This window comes from Streptomyces sp. SA15 (assembly GCF_002291145.1).
GTDB lineage: Bacteria > Actinomycetota > Actinomycetes > Streptomycetales > Streptomycetaceae > Streptomyces.
In genome coordinates this window covers 320,258-335,696 of the sequence record NZ_NTGE01000099.1, presented here as the reverse complement: position 1 = coordinate 335,696, position 15,439 = coordinate 320,258, and the positions used below count along the sequence as shown (strand labels likewise).

Genomic DNA, 15,439 nt, shown 5'->3' with positions numbered 1-15,439 from the left:
GCAGGTCGACAAGGAGATCGTGAAAGCGGCACAGGCCTTCGGCTCACGCCCCCGGCAGGTACTGGCTCAGGTCCAGCTCCCCCTCGCGATGCCGTCGATCATGGCAGGCGTCAACCAGGTGATCATGCTGGCGTTGTCCATGGTCGTCATCGCGGGAATGGTGGGCGCGGGCGGACTCGGCGAGGTCGTGGTCCGCGGCGTGACACAACTCGACGTCGGCGCCGGGTTCGAGGGCGGGCTGGCGGTGGTCGCCCTGGCGATCTTCCTGGACCGGGTCACGGGCGGCCTCGGAACGCCAGGGTTCTCCGCATGCCGAGGCTGCGCCGTCCCCCTACTGCGGACCGCGCGTCCACGGCGCCGGGAGCCGCGGCCACCCCTGCCATGGAACTGTGAGTGAGCGGCCAGGCTACGTCGGAGGGGGCTACGTCGGAGAGGTTTATGCGCAGCCAATAGCCCGGGGCCTTCCTGGTAGCGATGCCACCAGCACAAGGCGCATCTGGATGGCTTTCGGTGAGCCCCCCACGATCGGTGGGGCAAGCAGTGAACGACTGGAGGCAGACGATGCGTGTTGTGATCATGGGTGGGACGTCCGGAATCGGCCTGGCGGCGGCGGAGAAACTGACGGCGGCGGGCGCGGAGGTGATCGTCACGGGACGCGACGCGGAGAAGCTGGCCGCGGTGAAGGAAGGCGTCGCCGGCGCCGAGCAGGTGGACGGCACCGACGAGACCGCGGTGGCCCAGTTCTTCGAGCGGGTCGGCTCCTTCGACCACCTGGTGCTTGCCTTCAGCCCGGGCGCCCTGGGCCTCGGCCCGCTGGCCAGGGTGAGCGTCGCCGACATCAGGGGCGCGTTCGACGGCAAGCTCTTCGCCTATCTGTACGCCATCCAGAAGGCGCAGGTGACCGGCTCCATCACGGTCGTGTCCGCCGCCACCGCGCGCGGCGCCGCCCCCGGCACCGTGGCGTTCGCCGCGGTCAACGGCGCGCTGGAGCGCATCGTGTCCCCGCTCGCGGCCGAGCTGGCGCCGGTGCGGGTCAACGCCGTGGCGCCGGGCGCGGTGGACACGCCCTGGTGGTCGTTCGTGCCCGAGGAGGCGCGCGAGGGCCAGTTCGCCGAGATGGTGAAGGACCTGCCGGTCAAGCGGATCGGGCGTCGCGAGACTGCCCAGCACCTGCCGGGAGACCTTGATCTCCCGTGCCTGCTCCAGCCACGTGTACCAGGTGATGCTGAGACCGGCGAGCGTGGCGACCTCCTCGCGCCGCAACCCTGGGGTGCGCCGATGGCCGACGACGGGCAGGCCCGCGTCCTTGGGCTTGCGCCGCTCGCGCCGGCTGCGGATGAACTCGGCGAGCTCGCGCCGCTGTTCTTGAGTGGCCACCGGTCCCCCTCGTTTTCCGTAACCGCCGGTCAGCCTAAACGGTGCTTCGCCGGTGCGACGTCGAAGCGGCGACCGTCGAGCTGATGGCGAAGGTGGAGGAGTTGGGCGGCGCGGTCAACGCCGGGCTCGCCCTGCTGGGCGGGGTCGTCGTCGACGACCGCTGCCGGGCCGGCGCACCGGACGTCGTCGCCGTAGGTCGCCGCCTTCCCCACCGGTGACGGCCGCTTCCGCCGCACCCCGCACCGGTCGGTCAGGCACGGGCGGGCGTCGCCGCCCTGCTGCGCGCCCTCAACAACATCAGTCGCGGCTTCCGGACCCTGAGGTACGCGTCGGCTGAGCACGCGTGAGCCGGCTTCCGCGCTGCGGCCGGGCGCCGCGAGGTGCCCGGCCGCAGTGGCGGGTCAGTGCGTGACACCGAGGGCGGCGGCGCGGGACACGAACGTCATGTGGAAGCCCAGCGCCGCCGCCCAAACGCTCGAAGCCCCGCTGTCAGCGGCCCCGTTCGTGACCGCGTCCGCCGCTCACAGTCCTCCGGTGTACTCGAAGATGTAGAGCCCGTGGTCGCGGTCGGAGGCGGCGACGTACTCCTTGCCGCCGGAGGCGAAGACCTGCGCGCCCCAGAAGTTGTTGCCGCCCTCGTCGATGTAGTGGCCGACCTCCACGATCTTGTCGTCGACGATCTTCGCGACGCGCAGCCCGGCCGCGTAGTACGAGAAGTAGAGCAGGTCGGCGCGCTTCTCGGAGACGGCCACCTCGTGAATGGACAGGTCGCCGGAGCCCGACGCGTGGGCCGGGTCGTGCGCCTCGGGAACGGCGTAGGTGTCCAGCTCGGTGAGCTTGCCGCTCTCGTTGCGGTAGAGGTGCGCGTAGCCCCAGCCGTCGAAGTACGACGAGAAGGTGAGCCGGTCGCCCTTGGTGCCGAGCGGCACGGGCAGTTGCTCGGGGCCCGTTCCGGCGAGGCAGGCCGCGTCGTCGTAGGGCTGTCCGAAGATGGCGAAGCCCTGGCCGCGCGGTGCGACACCGAAGGCCGGGATGTCGCCCTCGACGCTCATGCCGAGCGTCTGGTCACAGGCGTCCGTGCCGGTGCGGTTGAAGACGAGTACGGCGTCGTAGCCGCCCGCCGCGATGACGCTCGCGACCTTCTCCGTGAAGGTGCACACGCCACGCTCGACGACGGCGACGTCCACGGCGTTCGGGTCGCCGGCGGGGACCGCCGGGTCACCGGGGCAGGCCCGGCCCGCGAAGACCGAGTCGCCGGTGATGGTCTGGCCTTCCTCCAGTCGCGTGGTGTTGCTGCCCTGGCTCGCCGTCAGCTCGGTGCCGTCGGTAAGATTGCGGGCGGTGAGCGCGTACGGCCCGAAGTCCTCGTCGGCGCCGATGACGTACTTGTTGTCCAGGGTGAACTCGGCCTGGTGGGCGTTGCCTTCGGGCGCGACCTCGAATCCGCTCTCCAGCATCTCGGGATCGAGTGCGGCGAAGTCGGTGTCGCCGAGGTAGGCGGCCTTCGTCGGGTCGGTCACGTCAAGGGTGACGTAGCCGCCGTCCCAGTAGGAGGCGAGCATGATCTGCCGGCCGCCGATCTCCTTGACGACCATGTCGTGCAGGAAGATCTCACTGAGGTTGGCCGGGGCGTCCTGGACGATCTGCGGGAACGCCTCGTCGAGGTCGTACTCCGCGATGACTTTCGCCTTCTTCGGGTTGGTGATGTCGACGATGTCGACGTCCGGGCCCTCTTCGTTGTCGACGATGACCGCGTACGCCTTGCTGCCCGCGTCCCAGGCGTAGACGCTGTGGATCTCGTTGGCGTCCTTCTTGCCCTGACCCTGGACCGTGAAGTCGCCGACGCCCTCCGCCAGCGGCGTCGGATGGGCCGGGTCGCTGACGTCGTAGAGGTTAATCCCGCCGAAGCCGGCGGTCTCCTTGCACTTCTCGTTGTTGCTGACCAGCACGTCCCCGTCGAAGTACGGGGTGTCGATGTGCAGGGTCTGGATGCCCTCGCCCGGTGCGCTGCCCTCCTTCGCCTGGATGAAGGCGACCTCCTTGGGCGTGGCCGGCTTGCGTATGTCCACCACGTGCACGCCGTTGTACTTGCAGGTCGCGCCGCCCCAGGCGGCGAGATAGGCGTACCCCTTGAAGACGCCGACGTCGGCGATCTTCTCCGGCTCGACGTTCTTCAGGCCGAGCTCGCTGACGAGCCGGACGTTCTCGCTTCCGGCGGGGAGATGGCCCTCGTCACCACCGTGCTGGTGGCTGTGGTGATCGTGTGTGGCCTTGGCGTTGTCGATACCGCCGTCGTCGGCGGAGACACCGTCATGTGCGTGGGCGACACCGGCGAAGGCACCGGCGACAAGGCCCATGGCGGCGAGACAACCCACGGCGCGTACACGGGCTCTCGCTCTGCCCATGGCTCTTCCCATGGCTCTCCTTGGTCTGAGAGTGAAGAGGCGTGGGGGGCAGCGAAGGGAACGTACTCTGTGCCTGGCCTGTGAGGAAAGGGTCGCGGAGCCGCGTTAACGTGATCGTATTGACTGTCGGCTTCGGATGGGGCGTCAGGGATGATGGTATTCAAAGCGAGTTGAACTGCATGACCGAGTCGGCGCCGGCCCACAGGTAGAGCGCGCAGGACACCGCGTCGTAGCGCTCCAGATAGCCGTTCACCTCGTTGTACTCGACCGGCCGCCACAAGGGCCTGCCCGGTCCCGTCCTCGTCGACCGGCGCATCGTGCAGGGCTGGGACAGCACGCCGGTCGCGCTGCAGGAGTGGTCCTCCGAGGAACTGGCCGACGCGGCCGCCGCCGGTCCCGCGACCACGCAGACCGGCTTCGCCGAAGCGACGTTCGACGTCGACACGCCCGCCGACACCTTCCTCGCACTCCCCGGATCGAGCCGTGGCCTGGTCTGGATCAACGGATTCCTGCTCGGCCGCTACTGGGAGATCGGCCCGCAGATCACGCTGTACTGCCCGGCACCGGTAATGCGCGCCGGCGAGAACACCGTGACGGTCCTCGAGCTGGAACGGCTCGGCGGAGCCCTGGAGTTGCGGGACCGTCCCGAGCTGGGGCCGCCGGAGGAGTACGTGGAGGATTTCGGCTGACGAAGTCCGCACACCACGCGCGTGGCAACTCCAGCCTTGACTCGTGGATCAGGTGCGCTTGTGGTGCGGAGTTGGCAGGGCGGCGTGACCGACGCATTGACCTGGTAGACCGCGGGCGGGCCTCGCTCTCGCCGCCGGAACTACGAACTCAGCTGGAACCGTCGCGCCCTTCGTTCGCGGCGCGGCGGTACTCGGCGTTGATGCGCTGTGCTTCCTCGAGCTGGTCCTCAAGGATGACGATGCGGCAGGCAGCCTCGATCGGGGTGCCCTTGTCGACCAGTTCGCGGGCGCGAGCGGCGATCCGCAGTTGGTAGCGGGAGTACCGCCGGTGCCCGCCTTCCGAGCGGAGCGGAGTGATCAGACGGGCCTCACCGATGGCCCGGAGGAAGCCGGGGGTGGTGCCGAGCATTTCGGCGGCCCGGCCCATCGTGTACGCGGGGTAGTCGTCGTCGTCCAGACGACCGCTGAGCGGAGTATCTGCTGTCATGTGACCTCGTTGTGCGACGCGTCGAGGGGCCCTGGTGCCGTACGGCACCAGGGCCCCGAAGGAATTGAACACCATCTGTCGGCCCTACTGCTGTGCCGACCTTCTGTTTCCGCTACCCGGCCTCGGAGAGGGGCGGGAGTGCGGGGATCGTGGATACGTGACCGGGGACCACCTTCCAATCCGGGGTCTTGCGGTACCCGGCCGAATGCTGCTCGGGCCGGGCGATCCTGATGGCGTCTGTTCCCTCCGTCCTTCCTCTGAATGATGCGAACTGCTGGTGTTGCTGTCGGCAGCCCCTCAACCTGCGAGCCGCCCAGTGCGACCGCCAGTCCCGTCACCGTCTTGCGCACAACGTGGCTTCGGAACTCCACAGTCGCTCTGACCTGCGAACTTCGTGTACTGCTGCCCGGCAGTTCGTGTCTGCCGGGCCTCCTTGACCTTGTCTACGAAAGGAACCTTAGCTAGATCACCAGCCAATGTCTACTCCGGCAAGCACAGATTTCAGCTCCCTTGAGGCCTAAGTATTCTGCGACAGCTGGCAGCGCGGGCACGCTGGAGCATGGGCTCGGTGGGCTCCATGGGGGCAGAGGGCCGTCCGCTGCATAAAATCGGCTCTCATGTCGAAACCTGACGACCTGCTCGTGGACATTGCCGCCATGGTGGAGTCCGCGCAAAGCAATCAGATGTCGCTGACGGTGGTTGTCGGCGGAGCTGTCATCACCGGCCGGCTGGCTCCCGAAGCGGTGTGGAGGGAGCGCGTGTCGGAGGTGCTGAAGGCCTCGGACCGCCTCGGCCCGTTCTCCGGTGTCTTCACAGCCGAACGGACAGAGGGCCGAGCCGATCGCGGCGAGGCGCCCACGCATCTGCACTTCCACCTCGCCCGGATCCTGCAGGGCAGTGTCGGGATCCCCGAGACGGGTGGCATGTATCGCGTCGCGATCAGCGACGTCAGTGCCTGGACCGTGGGGGACTTCAGTTACTCCGAACGGTGAGAGGCCAGGCGATGAGGGCCCTGCCGACGCGCGTCGGCAGGGCCCTCATCGCTGTTCTGGTGGCGGCTTCCGCCGGTCCTCATGTTCTCAGGTGGTGGGCCTGCCGAGCAGGGCTGACGCGGTCTGCAGCGGAGTGAGGGCGCGCACGGTGGGTGCGCCCTCATGGCCGTTGCGGCAGGTGAAACCGAGGCGGCTCATGGCGCGGGTGACTTCGCCGCTGGTGAAGTCGCGGCGGTCCTGTCGGGTGATGACTTCGCCCACTTGCTTGACGGGGTAGTGGCGGCGGCCGATGAGCACGGACTCACCCGTGATGGGCTCGGGCTTGACGCCCTTCATGGAGGCCAGCACCTCGCTCTTGGAGAGGTCGAACGGGAACCGGGCGATGACACAGCGCATGATGCCTCACAGGGAAGGGAAACGAGTACCGGGCTGATCGGGTGAGGCTGGTCAGAGGGAGAGGGGGAGCACGCCCAGTGGTCCACCGGTGCCGAGGATGTCCCGTAGACGGATCCGGTCCGTGTAGGCGGAGCTGTCGCGGACGACGGCGAGCTGGGCCCGGGTGATCGAGCTCGTGCACTGTTCGTCCCTGTCACAGAGGAGCAGGTATCCGACATGGGCGCTGGCCATGACGGACAGGGCCACCTCGACGGTCATGTCGTCAGGTACCCGCAGTCCGGACACGCCGATGGCGTCGATCACGGTCGGGGGCGCGGAGGCGGGGTCCGCGGGGCGGTGCAGCATCTGAACCGGCGTCAAAGTGGAGCCTCCTGCGAGGAAGGGCCTGCGAAGTCGGGTGAGTCTTCCGCCCACGGGGCGAACGTTGCCTGTCGGGGCACTAGGCCGCCGGGTTGGAGGCGGACGGTCGCTGTGCCGCGCGGCGTGCCGCCTCGCCGGTGGACCGGCCCTGGGCGGCGCGGCCACGGCCGCGGCGACGGGCCCGCGACGGGGACGAGGAAGAGGCGCCGCGCCGGGGGCGTTCCACGACCGGCGCTGTGATGGTGACCGGGACGCCCGAGGGGGCCTGAGCGCCTGTGATGCGGCTCAACTCCGCTTCACCCGAGCTCACTTGGGTGATTCGGGGGGTGATGCCGGCGGCGGCCATCAATCGGCTCACGTCGCGGCGCTGGTTGGGGATCACCAGGGTGACGACGCTGCCGGACTCGCCGGCGCGTGCCGTACGGCCGCCACGGTGCAGATAGTCCTTGTGGTCGCTGGGCGGATCGACGTTCACGACCAGGTCGAGGTTGTCGACGTGGATGCCGCGCGCCGCGACATTGGTCGCCACCAGTACCGTCACATGCCCGGTCTTGAACTGGTTCAGGGTCCGTGTGCGCTGCGGCTGGGACTTGCCACCGTGCAGGGCGCCGGCGCGGACGCCGCTGTTCAGCAGATGCTCGGTCAGCCGGTCGACCGCGTGCTTGGTGTCCAGGAACATGATCACCCGGCCCTCGCGTGCCGCGATCTCGGTGGTTGCCCGATGCTTGTCCGCGCCGCGTACGTGGAGTACGTGGTGCTCCATGGTGGTGACCGCACCCGCGGACGGGTCGACGGAGTGGACCACCGGGTCGGTCAGGTAGCGGCGGACCAGCAGGTCGACGTTGCGGTCCAGGGTGGCCGAGAAGAGCATCCGCTGCCCCTCGGGACGCACTTGGTCGAGCAGCGCGGTGACCTGGGGCATGAAGCCCATGTCGGTCATCTGGTCGGCCTCGTCGAGGACGGTGATGGCGACGCGGTCGAGTCGGCAGTCGCCGCGGTCGATGAGGTCCTTGAGCCGGCCCGGCGTGGCCACGACGACCTCCGCACCGGTACGCAGTGCACCGGCCTGCCTGCCGATCGACATCCCGCCGACCACGGTGGTCAGCCGCAGCCGCACAGCGCGGGCGTACGGAGTGAGCGCGTCGGTGACCTGTTGGGCCAGCTCGCGGGTGGGTACGAGGACGAGGGCCAGCGGCTGCCGGGGCTCGGCGCGCTGACCGGCCGTACGGGCGAGGACCGCGAGGCCGAAGGCGAGGGTCTTGCCCGAACCGGTGCGGCCACGGCCGAGTACGTCGCGACCCGCGAGGGAGTTCGGCAGGGTCGCCGCCTGGATCGGGAACGGTACGGTCACGCCTTCGTGGCCGAGCGCGGCCAGCAACTGCGCCGGCATGGCGAGATCGGCGAACTCCTCGACGGCGGCGAGCGCGGGGGTGATCGTCTTCGGCAGTGCGAACTCGCCCTGAGGCGCGGCCTGTCGACGTCCGTGACCTTCGGGACGGCGTGGAGCACCGGAGCGGCCGGAGACCGTGCCTCCGGCACCGTAGCGGCTGCCGCCCCTTGCGGAGCCGGAACTTCCGGTGCGAGTGCGGACGAAGCGATCGTTTGTACGCGTGCGGTTCATGCGGAACCTTCCTTGATGTGGCGCGTATCAAGGAATTCCCGCAGTAAATGAGCAGCGCAGAGAATCGCGAGAACGAGCCGAAGAAAATGTGGGATCGAATTTGATCCGCGAGGGATGTGCAGGGGGTGTGCACGGGATGTGCAGGAATATGTCCCGCACCAGAATGATGCGATCCCGGCGGTAGGGCTCAATGGGGTCATGACCCCTGGATCATGCGGAGAGGCAGCGCCTGGAAATCGATCAGCTGGGGCCCGCACCCCAAGGTGCGGGCCCCAGCTGCGAAGTACGTGTCAGCGTCAGGCGGGAACGATGTTCTCGGCCGTCGGGCCCTTCTGGCCCTGCGCGATGTCGAAGGTCACCTTCTGGCCCTCCAGCAGCTCACGAAAGCCCTGAGCGGCGATGTTCGAGTAGTGGGCGAAGACGTCGGCGCCGCCGCCGTCCTGCTCGATGAAGCCGAAGCCCTTTTCCGCATTGAACCACTTCACGGTACCGGAAGCCATATCGAATCTCCTTTGGGGCGTGTTCGGAGTTCGCACTGTGCGGACTCCGCGTCGCCGTGATGATTGCCCCGCCGGAAATCAACCGGAGATGTAAGGAGCTCTACCGGTATATGAAACCGGTGAGGGTGCTCCTGAGTGTTCGGGAACCACAACTGCAACTGAGATCGAGAGTAGCACGGTGCGATCGACCGTGTGCGGTGAATAACTCTGCTCCGCCTGTCGGGTAAGGAACCCTCATCGAGCGTGGCGTCCATTTCTCATTTCGCGGCCACAGATATTGGCTTGCCCGGACCGCAACGTACGCCCCGGTATGCGGATCTTCATGCCTCCGTACGCGGGGTACTGCGCGAGGTGGCGACAACAATGAACCCCCGGGTCTCCGACCCGGGGGTTTGTCATGGAGCGGGTGACGTGTTGAGGAAACCCAAGGCGCCGTCCGCCATGTCGGGTGGGAAGGTACCTCAAGGATGCGTGTGGCGCAGGTCACGGGAAGTCGGTGTGGATTGCCGGACAGCTCATTGAGGTGAGCACTCATATGCGTACCCGGATACGGGCCGGGGATTCGAGCGCGTTCGCCGAGCTGTTCGACACGTATGCGCGCGCGGTCTACAACCATGCCTTCCGGCTGGCCGCCGACTGGTCGACGGCCGAGGACGTGATGGCCGCGACCTTCATGGAGGCATGGCGGCTGCGCGACAAGGTCGACCCGGAGGGCGGTTCGCTACGGCCGTGGCTGCTGGGCATCGCCACCAACACGGCGCGCAACCAGTTCCGGAGCAACCGGCGGTACCGGGCGGCGGCGGAGGCGGCCGCGGCGGCCGAACTGTCGGTACCCGACCATGCCGAGGAGGTGGCCGACCGGCTCGACGACCGCCAGCGCCTCGCGACGGCACTCACGGCGCTCGCGGCGCTGCGCCGCCCGGAGCGCGAGGTCATCGCGCTCTGCCTGGGGGAGGGCCTGGACTACGAGGCCGCGGCGGAGGCGCTCGGCATTCCGGTGGGCACGGTCGCCTCCCGGCTCTCCCGCGCCCGCAAGAAGCTCCGCAAGGTCGCCGAGGCCGAACTGTCGGGGGTTGAACTGGCAAGCGGTGCAAGGGAGTTGATACGTCCGACTGCGGAAACCGCGACTGAGAAAAGTCTCGGGAAATGGGAAGTCGGCCGCCCCGGCAGACAGACAAGAGGCGATCACGCACACGCGATCCGGCCCGCACAGGAAGGAAACCGATGAACGCGAACACGTCCCGGCAGAGCGCTGCCGAGTGGGAAGAAGGCGCACAGCTCTTCGACCGGACGACGCGCGACCTGCCGCCGGGCCGTCACCAGTTCCACAAGGAGCGCATGATGGCCCAGATTCACGAGGCGCAGCAGGCAGAGCAGACGGGCGTGCGGGAGAAGACGGTCGCCCCGGCAGAGACCCCGCGTTTCCGGCTGCCCCGCCCCGCGATCGCTCTGCCCGCACTGGCCGCCGCCCTCGCCGGGGTCGTCGTGGCCGGGGTGGTCACATCCGGTGGCGGCACCGGCGTCGAGGACGGCGGAGTCGCCACCGGACCGGCCCTGACCACAACCGTCGGCGCCGCCACCACCAAGGGCGTACCGCAACTGCTCGACCGGATCGCGCTCGCGGCCGCCGAGGTGGATCATCCGACCGTCAAGCCCGGCCAGTACATCTACATCGAGTCCAAGACGGCCACCACCTTCGTCAAGACCGTCGACGACAAAAGCACCCTGGCCAGCCACACGCTGCACCGCCGCCAGGTGTGGGAGTCGCCGGACGGCACCAAGGGCTGGCTGATCGATCCCGCGGTCAACGACAGCCCCGAGGGCGAAACCCTGAGCCTTCCCGACGAGCAGGGCAACACGCCGCGGGCCTACCTGAACAGTCCGTCGTACGACTATCTGACCAAGCTGACCACCAACCCCGACGCCCTTCTGGCCAAGATCTACAAGGAGACCAAGGGGGCCGGCAACTCCCCAGACCAGCAGGCGTTCACCACCATCGGCGACCTGCTCGGCGAGACCTACCCTCCGGCGAAGCTGTACTCGGCCCTGTTCAAGGCCGCCGCGAAGATCCCAGGTGTCGTGTTGGTCGACGACGCGGTGGACGCGGTGGGTCGGCACGGCGTGGCGGTGGCCCGGCTGGACGAGACCAGCGGTCAGCGCGAGGAGTGGATCTTCGATAAGAAGACCCATGTCTTCCTGGGTGAGCGCTCGGTTCAGGTGAACAAGAACAGCGGCGAGGACGCCCTGATCAAGCCCGGTACGGTCACCTTCACCAGCGCCATCATGAACCGCGCCATCGTCGACGGCATGAAGGAGGCTCCGTCACAGACGGGCTGACACGGACGGCCGCTCCCGCCCGGGCTCAGCCGGTGCGCCAGGCCGACTCGAGGGACGTCCGGTCGGCGCGCAGAAGATCGTCCAGGTCCGCGCGGTGGCTCCCGGTGCCGTGTCGAGGACGTGCCACGCCTCGGTCTTGCCGTGGGGCTCGCCGTCCAGCCGGCGTGCGGTGTCATCGTCGGCGTGCAGATGGACCGGGAGGGCACCGGTGCCGTCGATGAACTTGGTCAGCACCGGGAAGCGCGGGCCGCCACCCGCGCCCCACGAGTTCGTCGGGGTGGTCCTCGACGAGCCGGCGCAGCCTGCGGTCGGCCAGCGAGCCGTCCGAGACCCGTGCTCCCTCGCCGTCCACATCGCTGACCTCCCAGGTCTCGGCGACCGGGCCGTCGGGCAGGCCGGTACGGCCCAGCCGTTCGGCGAGGGCCCGGCCGCCGAAGGCGTGCTGTGGGGTGTGCGCGGTTTCTGCCGCCGATGGCGGCGCTGTTGGCGGCGACGGATTGGCCGGCGCGCTCACGTCGGATCGTCGCGTGGGACGGCTCATCCCAGGGTCAGCGAGGCCTGTACCGGCAGATGGTCGCTCGGGAACCGGCCGTCCATCGAGAACGTGTTGATCGCCGCCCAGTGCGTGGTCACCCCGGGAGTGGTGAGAATCCAGTCGATACGCCGGCCGCCGGGCTTCGGCGGCCGGAAGCCGTTGTAGGTCGCGTACAGCGGGCTGCGCGATCCCGCCGTATCCCACGTGTCCACGAGTCCGGCGTCCAGCATCGCGTCGTAGACCGGGTCGTCGTGGGCCGTGGCGTTGAAGTCGCCGGTCACCACTACCGGTAAGGAGCGGTCGAACCCGCCGATCGTCTCGCCGATGAGCTCCGCGGCGCGCTCGCGCGCGTACTGGCTCGTGCCGTCCAGATGGGTGTTGAGGACGTAGAACTCCCGGCCGCCGTCGCTCAGATCGCTGAAGCGAACCCATGTCACCAGGCGCGGGAAGCGTCCGCCCCACGTGTTGGAGGCCATCACATTCGGCGTGTCGGAGAGCCAGAAGTGGTCGAAGTCGATCGGGTCCAGGCGTCTGGTGTCGTAGAAGATCGCCATGAACTCGTCCTTGCCGCCGCCCATCCGGCCGATGCCGAGCCATTCATAGTGCGGGCCGATGTCGCTCTCTATCTTGCGCAGTTGCTGGTAGAGGCCCTCCTGGGTGCCGATGACGTGAGGCCGCTCACGGCGCAGCAGCTCCCGCATCACCGGGCGGCGCACGGGCCAGCGGTTGCTGCCGGTGCTGCTCGCGAAGCGCAGGTTGTACGTCATGACGTTCAGCGCGCCCGGATACTCGCCGGCCGAGGCAGGCCGCGCGGACCCGGCGGTGGTGAGCAGCGGTGCGGAGATCGCCGCGGCCGCCGCTGCTCTCAGGCCCTGGCGGCGCGTCAATCGTGCGTCGTCCGGCACGGTCCCCTCCCCTTGGGCCCCTTGGGAGCCAGAATGAAGTGCGTTCTTCTGTACGGACTTCTATACGGAAGAAAACAGCGGGACAGCAGTGACGATGGCGGATCACACAGCGGAGAAGGTCTCAGGGGCCGGACGGGCGTTGACCGCGAGCCCGGCCCAGCCGTCCCGTTCGCCGAGATGAGAATCATGAGAGACGCACATTCCTGACTTCTCCCTGGCTTCCGCTGAGGTTCTTTCCGGGTGGTCAGCATGGCGGAGCGTCGGCCTCCACCGGTCGGCCGAATTCCGCTCACCACTCCGCTCGGGAGACCAGATGCCGCTGAACCGCAGGGAATTGCTGAGCCGATCGGCGCCGGCCGGAGCCGGGGTCGTCCAGGACCCCGGCATCCTCCTCGCCATCACCGGCCCGTGGACGGGCGACGACGGCGGCGACGACTAGGGGGTGTTTTGAAAGTCCCGCACAGCACCCACGGCGCCCGGCACGCACCCTCGCCGCACCGGCCAAAGACCCAAGTAGCTCCGCTACGAGGGCCTTCGTCCGGCACGCCGAGGGCACGCACCGAACACCGCGGGCACCGCACAGGACTTTCAAAACACCCCCTAGCTCGCCGGCTTCCCCCTCCTGGTTCCGCCGGTTTCCCCCTCCCTCCGATTCCGCCCCCCACGGTTCCACCAGTTCGACGGCGGTGGCTCAACGGCGTGCCACTGCTGACCCCCTTGCCAGTGACACCTCTCCTCACGAGGAAGCTGACATGAAAACCCTCATCGCACACGCACGCACCTTCGCCCACTCCCAGGGCGCCGAACTGGGCGAACTGGCCGCAGGGCAGTCGCCGTACGCCCTCTTCATCACCTGCTCCGACTCACGCGTCATCCCCTCGCTCATCACCGGTGCCCGCCCGGGTGAGCTCTTCGAGCTGCGTACGGCGGGGAACATCGTCCCGCCGTACGACGCGGGCCCCACCTCCGAGGCCGCGACGATCGAGTACGCCGTCGAGGTGCTCGGCGTCCGCGACATCGTGGTCTGCGGGCACTCCCACTGCGGCGCGGTCGGCGCGCTGGTACGCGGTGACGACCTGTCGGCGGTACCGGCGGTGCGCGACTGGCTCGGCCACGCCGCCCGGCAGCCGTCCGGCGCGCCGGACGACCCGCAGGTCGCCGAGGCGGTCCAGCACCACGTGCTGGGGCAGGTGCTCCGGCTGATGTCGTACCCGTGCGTCGAGACGCGCGTCCGGGACGAGCGGCTGCAGGTCCACGCCTGGTTCTACGAGGTCCACACCGGCGGCGTGCTGACGTACCGGACCGAGTCCGACTCCTTCGAGACGCTGTGAGGCATCCGATGAACACCGCTTACTTCAAGCAGGACTTCGCGGCCTCCGTCGTCGTGTTCCTGGTCGCCCTGCCGCTGTGCGTCGGCGTGGCCGTCGCGTCCGGGGTGCCGGCCGAACTCGGCATCGTCACCGGCATCGTCGGCGGACTCGTCACGGGCCTGCTGCCGGGCAGCAGCCTCCAGGTGTCGGGCCCGGCCGCCGGGCTGACCGTGCTGGTCTTCGAGGCCGTGCACGAGCACGGGCTCGGGGCGCTCGGGGTGATCGTGCTGGCCACGGGCCTGTTGCAGCTCGGCATGGGGGCGCTGCGCTGGGGGCGCTGGTTCCGGGCCATCTCCGTCGCCGTGGTCGAGGGCATGCTCGCCGGGATCGGCCTGGTGCTCATCGCCGGCCAGCTGTACGCGATGACGCAGAGCAAGGCTCCGTCCTCCGGCATCGACAAGATCGCCGGGCTTCCGGAGCTGCTCGTCGACTCGCTGCACTCCGCCTCGGCCGTGGCGTCCCTGCTGCTGGGCGTGGGCACCATCGCCGTACTGGTGCTGTGGCCGAGGCTGCCGAAGAAGGTACGCGTCGTGCCCGGCCCGCTCGCGGCGGTCGCGCTCGCCACCGCCGCCTCGCTGGCCTTCGCCCTCCCTGTTACCAAGGTGACCGTGCACGGGCTGGTCTCGGCGATCCAGCCGCCCGCACCCTCCGGATTCGCGGACCTGGCGGATGTCGGGCTGGTGAGCACCGTCCTCGCCTTCACACTGATCGCCTCGGCGGAGAGCCTGTTCAGCGCGGCGGCCGTGGACCGGCTGCACGACGGCCCGCGCACGAGTTACGACAAGGAGCTGATGGCCCAGGGCGTGGGCAACACGGTCTGCGGTCTGCTCGGCGCGCTGCCGATGACCGCGGTGATCGTGCGCAGCGCGGCGAACGTCCAGGCGGGGGCGCGGACGAAGGCCTCCCGGGTCATGCACGGCGCCTGGCTGCTGCTGTTCGCGGCGCTGCTCCCGGCCGCGCTGGGCGTCATCCCCATCCCGGCGCTCGCGGCCGTCCTGGTGTACTCCGGCTTCAAGCTGATCCCCGCGAAGGGACTCGTCGCCCTGTGGCGCGGGCACCGCGGCGAGGCCGTGATCCTCGTCGTCACCGCGGTGTCGATCGTCGCGATCAGCATGTTCGAGGGCGTACTGATCGGGCTCGCGCTCGCCGTGGCCAAGACGGCCTGGGAGGCGTCCCACGTCAAGCTGGAGATCGTCGACAAGGGCGCGGGACCCGTGCAGGCCCACCTGAGCGGCAACGCGACCTTCCTCCGGCTGCCGAAGATCCTCGACGCCCTGGAGGCGATTCCGCAGGACCGCCCCGTCGAGTTGAACCTGTCCCGGGTGCACCACCTCGACCACGCCTGCCGTACGGCCCTGGAGAACTGGGCGCAGCGGCACGGAGTGGCCGACAACGCGTCGGCCAAGGTCATCATGGCCGGCTGAGCGGGACGCGGGGGCGGCGCTGTACGGCCGCCCCCGCACGC

At 69.0% G+C, this 15,439-nt stretch carries 17 protein-coding genes and 2 pseudogenes; 10 read left to right on the top strand and 9 right to left on the bottom strand.

Annotated elements, in window-relative coordinates; all coding sequences use genetic code 11:
- Positions 1–19: 19 nt before the first annotated feature.
- Together CLM62_RS51705 and CLM62_RS51700 are read left to right on the top strand one after the other, a co-directional pair.
- Positions 20–397: an ABC transporter permease subunit gene (locus tag CLM62_RS51705; protein WP_257003979.1), complete on the top strand. Its 378-nt coding sequence runs from the start codon at positions 20–22 to the stop codon at positions 395–397.
- A gap of 77 nt (positions 398–474) precedes the next feature.
- Positions 475–1,098, top strand: a pseudogene (locus CLM62_RS51700) (SDR family oxidoreductase); the annotation flags it as partial.
- Between the two features lie 111 nt (positions 1,099–1,209).
- Here CLM62_RS51700 and CLM62_RS51695 read toward each other — a convergent pair.
- A pseudogene (locus CLM62_RS51695) lies at positions 1,210–1,377 on the bottom strand (transcriptional regulator); the annotation flags it as partial.
- 83 nt (positions 1,378–1,460) lie between these two features.
- Between CLM62_RS51695 and CLM62_RS51690 the strand changes: the two are divergent.
- On the top strand, positions 1,461–1,595 hold the full coding sequence (locus tag CLM62_RS51690; RefSeq protein ID WP_257003978.1) for a hypothetical protein: 135 nt from the start codon (positions 1,461–1,463) through the stop codon (positions 1,593–1,595).
- Between the two features lie 303 nt (positions 1,596–1,898).
- Here the strand turns inward: CLM62_RS51690 and CLM62_RS21705 are convergent, their stop codons facing one another.
- Entirely contained in the window at positions 1,899–3,782 is a 1,884-nt protein-coding gene (locus CLM62_RS21705) for a PA domain-containing protein (RefSeq protein ID WP_143659123.1), read from the bottom strand.
- Positions 3,783–4,039: 257 nt separating this feature from the next.
- Between CLM62_RS21705 and CLM62_RS21700 the strand changes: the two genes are divergently transcribed.
- Positions 4,040–4,471: a beta galactosidase jelly roll domain-containing protein gene (locus CLM62_RS21700; protein ID WP_257003976.1), complete on the top strand. Its 432-nt coding sequence runs from the start codon at positions 4,040–4,042 to the stop codon at positions 4,469–4,471.
- A 148-nt stretch (positions 4,472–4,619) separates the two neighbouring features.
- Here CLM62_RS21700 and CLM62_RS21695 read toward each other — a convergent pair whose 3' ends face one another.
- Entirely contained in the window at positions 4,620–4,958 is a 339-nt protein-coding gene (locus CLM62_RS21695) for a MerR family transcriptional regulator (RefSeq protein ID WP_095751541.1), read from the bottom strand.
- Positions 4,959–5,575: 617 nt separating this feature from the next.
- Between CLM62_RS21695 and CLM62_RS21690 the strand changes: the two genes are divergently transcribed.
- Complete coding sequence (locus tag CLM62_RS21690; RefSeq protein WP_095751540.1) at positions 5,576–5,950, top strand: hypothetical protein; 375 nt, start codon at positions 5,576–5,578, stop codon at positions 5,948–5,950.
- Between the two features lie 87 nt (positions 5,951–6,037).
- Here CLM62_RS21690 and CLM62_RS21685 read toward each other — a convergent pair whose 3' ends face one another.
- From CLM62_RS21685 to CLM62_RS21670, 4 genes are all read right to left on the bottom strand, one after another.
- Positions 6,038–6,346, bottom strand: coding sequence for an SCO5918 family protein (locus CLM62_RS21685; RefSeq protein WP_095751539.1), 309 nt, complete (start codon positions 6,344–6,346; stop codon positions 6,038–6,040).
- A 51-nt stretch (positions 6,347–6,397) separates the two neighbouring features.
- On the bottom strand, positions 6,398–6,706 hold the full coding sequence (locus tag CLM62_RS21680) for a hypothetical protein (protein WP_373559171.1): 309 nt from the start codon (positions 6,704–6,706) through the stop codon (positions 6,398–6,400).
- Positions 6,707–6,785: 79 nt separating this feature from the next.
- On the bottom strand, positions 6,786–8,327 hold the full coding sequence (locus CLM62_RS21675; protein ID WP_095751537.1) for a DEAD/DEAH box helicase: 1,542 nt from the start codon (positions 8,325–8,327) through the stop codon (positions 6,786–6,788).
- Between the two features lie 296 nt (positions 8,328–8,623).
- Positions 8,624–8,827, bottom strand: a complete 204-nt coding sequence (locus CLM62_RS21670; protein ID WP_018529187.1) for a cold-shock protein — start codon at positions 8,825–8,827, stop codon at positions 8,624–8,626.
- A gap of 535 nt (positions 8,828–9,362) precedes the next feature.
- Here CLM62_RS21670 and CLM62_RS21665 point away from each other — a divergent pair.
- Together CLM62_RS21665 and CLM62_RS21660 are read left to right on the top strand one after the other, a co-directional pair.
- Positions 9,363–10,055 (top strand): RNA polymerase sigma factor, encoded by a 693-nt coding sequence (locus tag CLM62_RS21665; RefSeq protein WP_095751536.1) that lies wholly within the window; start codon positions 9,363–9,365, stop codon positions 10,053–10,055.
- Positions 10,052–11,164 carry a CU044_5270 family protein gene (locus CLM62_RS21660; protein WP_095751535.1) on the top strand — a complete coding sequence of 371 codons (1,113 nt, stop codon included), beginning with the start codon at positions 10,052–10,054 and terminating at the stop codon, positions 11,162–11,164. The genes CLM62_RS21665 and CLM62_RS21660 overlap by 4 nt, the downstream gene beginning before the upstream one ends.
- Here the strand turns inward: CLM62_RS21660 and CLM62_RS52715 are convergent.
- Positions 11,150–11,398 (bottom strand): hypothetical protein, encoded by a 249-nt coding sequence (locus CLM62_RS52715; RefSeq protein WP_306457925.1) that lies wholly within the window; start codon positions 11,396–11,398, stop codon positions 11,150–11,152. The genes CLM62_RS21660 and CLM62_RS52715 overlap by 15 nt on opposite strands.
- 303 nt (positions 11,399–11,701) lie before the next feature.
- On the bottom strand, positions 11,702–12,604 hold the full coding sequence (locus tag CLM62_RS21650) for an endonuclease/exonuclease/phosphatase family protein (RefSeq protein ID WP_095751534.1): 903 nt from the start codon (positions 12,602–12,604) through the stop codon (positions 11,702–11,704).
- A gap of 313 nt (positions 12,605–12,917) precedes the next feature.
- Between CLM62_RS21650 and CLM62_RS51685 the strand changes: the two genes are divergently transcribed.
- The 3 genes from CLM62_RS51685 (at position 12,918) to CLM62_RS21635 (ending at position 15,398) form a co-directional block, all read left to right on the top strand.
- Positions 12,918–13,043 (top strand): hypothetical protein, encoded by a 126-nt coding sequence (locus CLM62_RS51685; protein ID WP_257003975.1) that lies wholly within the window; start codon positions 12,918–12,920, stop codon positions 13,041–13,043.
- Positions 13,044–13,356: 313 nt separating this feature from the next.
- Positions 13,357–13,935 carry a carbonic anhydrase gene (locus CLM62_RS21640; RefSeq protein ID WP_095751533.1) on the top strand — a complete coding sequence of 193 codons (579 nt, stop codon included), beginning with the start codon at positions 13,357–13,359 and terminating at the stop codon, positions 13,933–13,935.
- 8 nt (positions 13,936–13,943) lie between these two features.
- Positions 13,944–15,398 carry a SulP family inorganic anion transporter gene (locus tag CLM62_RS21635; RefSeq protein ID WP_095751532.1) on the top strand — a complete coding sequence of 485 codons (1,455 nt, stop codon included), beginning with the start codon at positions 13,944–13,946 and terminating at the stop codon, positions 15,396–15,398.
- Positions 15,399–15,439 lie beyond the last annotated feature (41 nt).

Coding starts and splice junctions, on each gene's coding strand:
- CLM62_RS21690 (WP_095751540.1), top strand. CDS start 5,576: ATGTCGAAACCTGACGACCTGCTCGTGGACATTGCCGCCATGGTGGAG.
- CLM62_RS51685 (WP_257003975.1), top strand. CDS start 12,918: ATGCCGCTGAACCGCAGGGAATTGCTGAGCCGATCGGCGCCGGCCGGA.
- CLM62_RS21670 (WP_018529187.1), bottom strand. CDS start 8,827: ATGGCTTCCGGTACCGTGAAGTGGTTCAATGCGGAAAAGGGCTTCGGC.
- CLM62_RS21635 (WP_095751532.1), top strand. CDS start 13,944: ATGAACACCGCTTACTTCAAGCAGGACTTCGCGGCCTCCGTCGTCGTG.
- CLM62_RS21685 (WP_095751539.1), bottom strand. CDS start 6,346: ATGCGCTGTGTCATCGCCCGGTTCCCGTTCGACCTCTCCAAGAGCGAG.
- CLM62_RS21675 (WP_095751537.1), bottom strand. CDS start 8,327: ATGAACCGCACGCGTACAAACGATCGCTTCGTCCGCACTCGCACCGGA.
- CLM62_RS21665 (WP_095751536.1), top strand. CDS start 9,363: ATGCGTACCCGGATACGGGCCGGGGATTCGAGCGCGTTCGCCGAGCTG.
- CLM62_RS21705 (WP_143659123.1), bottom strand. CDS start 3,782: ATGGGCAGAGCGAGAGCCCGTGTACGCGCCGTGGGTTGTCTCGCCGCC.
- CLM62_RS21660 (WP_095751535.1), top strand. CDS start 10,052: ATGAACGCGAACACGTCCCGGCAGAGCGCTGCCGAGTGGGAAGAAGGC.
- CLM62_RS51690 (WP_257003978.1), top strand. CDS start 1,461: ATGGCGAAGGTGGAGGAGTTGGGCGGCGCGGTCAACGCCGGGCTCGCC.
- CLM62_RS21695 (WP_095751541.1), bottom strand. CDS start 4,958: ATGACAGCAGATACTCCGCTCAGCGGTCGTCTGGACGACGACGACTAC.
- CLM62_RS21640 (WP_095751533.1), top strand. CDS start 13,357: ATGAAAACCCTCATCGCACACGCACGCACCTTCGCCCACTCCCAGGGC.